3 protein-coding genes and 1 pseudogene are annotated in these 4227 nt (G+C 33.1%); all 4 read right to left on the bottom strand.

Going from position 1 to position 4227, the window contains the following annotated elements:
- Nucleotides 1-301: 301 nt before the first annotated feature.
- The 4 genes and pseudogenes from EHW90_RS13140 to EHW90_RS13120 all read right to left on the bottom strand — a co-directional run bounded on the left by EHW90_RS13140 (nt 302) and on the right by EHW90_RS13120 (nt 3918).
- Nucleotides 302-1273, bottom strand: a complete 972-nt coding sequence (locus EHW90_RS13140; RefSeq protein ID WP_124953112.1) for a gamma-glutamylcyclotransferase family protein — start codon at nt 1271-1273, stop codon at nt 302-304.
- Between the two features lie 81 nt (nt 1274-1354).
- Nucleotides 1355-1741 (bottom strand): hypothetical protein, encoded by a 387-nt coding sequence (locus tag EHW90_RS13135; RefSeq protein WP_124953111.1) that lies wholly within the window; start codon nt 1739-1741, stop codon nt 1355-1357.
- Between the two features lie 11 nt (nt 1742-1752).
- Nucleotides 1753-2112, bottom strand: coding sequence for a DUF2493 domain-containing protein (locus EHW90_RS13130; RefSeq protein WP_124953110.1), 360 nt, complete (start codon nt 2110-2112; stop codon nt 1753-1755).
- 762 nt (nt 2113-2874) lie between these two features.
- Nucleotides 2875-3918: pseudogene (locus EHW90_RS13120) on the bottom strand (ORF6N domain-containing protein).
- Nucleotides 3919-4227: the final 309 nt, after the last annotated feature.

The raw sequence follows: 4227 nt of genomic DNA, 5'->3' as shown, positions 1-4227 counted from the left end.
GATATAAACTTTAAACTGAACATAGAAAAAATAAAACCGTGTATATGACTTTATTTTATGATGAATACATATATTTTGCAATAACAATATTCTCATACGCAAGAAATAGGACCATTCGTTCATGCGAAAGGTCCTATTTTTGTGGTAAAATTAACTTGGAATGAAAAATTTACCCAACACTTAGAGTGTCAAAGGCGGAAAACTGATAAAGCCTGAGCCTAAGAAAAAAGGCTTCTTCGCAAAACTATTTAAAAAATAGTTTCTATAAAAAGGACTGTCACATCAAATGTGGCAGCCTTTTTTAGAATGACAACAAAGACTTCAACCTTTCCATATAGCAAGGCGCAAAGCTCTTCGGTATATATATTCTCACATTATTAAAGGCATATACTTTAACATCATCACTTCTTGATATATCAATATCTGCCGCCTCTATAATCTCATTACTCTTAACATCACTTTCCGCTACCGACAAAACTTCAACCCTTTTTGACTTATCAATTTCACCTGATGAATAGATTATCACCTTCGGTTTTTTCAATACTTTTATATTATATTTTGAATAAATGTAATCTGCAAAATCTCCGCCTTCTATTTCAAGTTTTCCACAAAAAGCCTTTTCACAAAGCCTTACAGGATTACAGGCGGAAACAGGAATAATCACAGTCAAAGTAGACTTTTCATTATCCTCCGTATAATAAAGCGAAACCTGCTGCCCTCCATTTTCATAATACAAATCCTCATATCCTATGAATGAAGCCTCTTTATCTCTTACCTGCTCAGTAAACACATCCTTAACTTTTTTAGAATCACTCAAAGCACCTGCACTTAAATCTATATAATAATTCAGATATATGTCACATACCGGAAACTCCGTATCTCTTGTGCCTGCAAACTCATCAATGGTGGCTTCAAGATTTTCATTGTTACTCATATTCAAGACATCATCCTGCAATTTTATCTTGTCTTCTTTATCTTTCTTTATATAGATATAAACATCCTCATAACCATATTTTGAATGTACCTTCACTTTGTCCTTAATATACATCGGAACAGATTCCCATTGGTCTATATAAAGTATATCCTTCTCATTTACAAGTAAGACCTTACCCTTAACACATCCTCCATCATTTGGAATTACATTAAAATACTTCTCACCTGTATTTATAGAATAACCCTCAAGCTTGGCATCGTATGACTCTAATGTGTGCCCTAATAGCTTATTTTGCAGATATTCAGATTTCAAAGTCCCATATACAAATATTTTGTACATAAATATCTCCCATATACCTGATTTAGTTTTTTGATATATTAACACATTATAAGGGTCAAAACAAAGGGACTTAATAAAGCTTTACACTTCAAATTTATCAATATAATGCATACTGCAAACTTTCGGATCTAAATCAGGGAAATCTTTAACAGATACTCCCCAGATAACATTTCCTTCTAAAATCCCTTTTTCATTACACCCCATTTCAAATTCATCCAAATCAGAGATATAATCTTTTGCAAGCTCACGCACATTACATAAAGAATCCCTAAAACAAAACCAAAAGTCTTTCTCATCAAGTTCTTCCAATCCCGTTTCCCTGCAAAATCCACACTTTAGGCTAATATCAGGTTTAGCTCCAAGCCCCTCTTTGAAAAGTTTTAATTCATTTTCATAGGGCTCATTATCCCAATATTGTTCAAAGTCATTCTCTTCGAATGTAGCAATCCATATATAATAGGTTTTCATATAAACTAATTTTAAATCTCCACCACATGAACTTTTGCACAGTCTTTTAATGCAACATCTATCATATTTTTTGTACCCTTACTCTCACCATCCCAAAATGCAATAACCATAGGTTCATCTTCTAAGGCGTACTTATACATTTCCTTATTTCTGACCGGCCCCGCACCTCTGCCATATTTTTTCCAATCAGGTTTAAACACTGACACCTTCAGAGAGTTTTTCAAGGCATACTCTTCACCGAACGTGTCTGCTCCTTTTGCATGGCCGGATACTATCTCAACATTATCTAATTGTCCAATAATCTCATCAAGCTTTTCAAAACACAACTCCCTATCCTGAAAATTTCTGCCCCCACAAACAATTACTCTCATGATTTTTACCCTTTTAATTTTAAATTTTTATTATACATTTAATGTAATTTTACTATTATATCAGTCAGTCGCAATGTCCATCTGATACCAATGTACATTCTAATAAAATATAAGTTTTGTGGCAATAACCAATAAAAAGTTTTGTTTATTTTATATTGAAATTCAATTTAATAGGCACATATTCAACTATTGTCACGTCCAAGGATATTTTACTATTACTTAATACTTTAATCCTTCCGGAACCAAAGTGTTTTTCATATTGGGAGATACTTTCATCCTCGATATATGAAATGCATTTTTACAATCATTACACCATATCCCATATTTGTCTTATCATCTATTATATGCATTGAATAATCCGTATTTATGCTATTGCAAAAAGGACAATTGCTCGGAGTATTTTTGTCAAAAATAGATTTTAAATTTTTTGCCCACTTCAATATTTGTCCTCCTATATTTAAGTCAAGTAGTATATTTACTATCATGCACTGTGTTAAGTCTTATATTCTATTTTCGATTCTATTTAAATGTGGCTTCACATTGACGATAGATGGTATGTAGTTAACTTTACGTTCCAATCTGGTTATATTCAAATAGTCTTTTTATCTCCTATACCGCCTACTACAAATATCTTTACATTCCAATCTGGTTATATTCAAATGGCGTCAATAGCCTGTTTTGTCTGAATATCTGACTTCTTTACATTCCACACTTGTATCAAGTATTGGATACATTTTTTCAGTTTTACAATGTACTTTACTTCTATCTTAACTTCAACACCGGATTTTTCAAGAGGTTACTTATAAGTTCAGTGTAAATCATCTGATCAACTACTTCCGTTATGCTTGTGACTCTTTGTCCTGCATCTTTGGAAGACGCTCCACAATGATAGATTCTCTGATGTTCAGTGTTCCAGTCGATAATAATGTACCTGTCATGAAACTCTCCGCCGGATTTTTGGAATGTTATTTTTCTAAGTGGATATTCCTTACAAAAATCCTCATATTCAAGGGTATGAAGTCCCTTGCCGATGTTATCACTGAATATAATGACATCTACCGATGACGGAACATCTTTTAACAAGACCAACGTTTTCACTCCGATGTAGTTATCTACGATATAAATGCTCTTTTTCGCTATACTGTAAATGTCCTTATAAGCAAGATTTGCTTCAATCGGCTGTCCGTTCAAAAGTAAAAATCCGTATTTGAGCTGTGGATTGCTGAGCTCAATAATTAAGTCAGACAGTTCGGATTTATGCACCAAATTATTTAAGGTATACACTACCTCCGCCACCTGATCTTCCACATCTTTTAAATCTCGTCTTAAATCCTGCATTTCCACAACATTACTCGTAATCTGCATCGAAAGCTGCAAAAACTCTCTTTTCCCAATCAACCCTTGATTTTCTACAATGTAGTCTTTCATCTTCTTAAATGTACGAATCAGAGCTTTACTCTGCTTAACAGCAAGCTCTCCTTTGAGAACTGTCATCAGCATATAGATTCCCTGCTCCGTAAAAGCATGGGGATTGTACTTAATATTACTACCTCTTCCTGCACTCTTATTCAAGGTCACATTTTGTGACCTTGAAAGTTCAGATACTTCCTCATCAGTTAATCGGAACATAAAATCTTCATCAAATTTTTCAATATTCCTTTTTACTTACTGATTAAAAGCTTTTGTTTCATACCCATAAATCTCTGCCAGTTCAAAATCAAGCATAACCTTTTGTCCCCTGATAATATAAATCTTTTTTACAAGGAATTCGTGATTTACAATCATCATTTCATCTTTTTTGTCCATTTCATTATCCTTTTACTATTCCTCAAATTTCCAGTATATTCATATACTCTATTATATCATGATTTTACAAAATCAATCTCGATACCTTAAAAAATTTAAAACTATAACGGTATTCCACCCGTCTTCCATCGAAGTACTATGAAATTTTCGACGTTTTAAATATGGAAGATCGAGGAATCTTTTAGACTTACAAAATCATACCTGGATGCCTGGCCGGTTTATTTACAGAAAAAAGAAACAATCTATGGGCATTTTTTGATATGCTACCTTAGCTTGTTTCTTTTAAGAGTATTAGAAATCAAGTGCTTC

Origin of the sequence: Lachnoanaerobaculum orale, from assembly GCF_003862485.1 — a bacterium.
GTDB lineage: Bacteria > Bacillota > Clostridia > Lachnospirales > Lachnospiraceae > Lachnoanaerobaculum > Lachnoanaerobaculum orale.
Note: the sequence above shows the minus strand (reverse complement) of the source record. Positions and strands in the feature narration are given on the sequence as shown.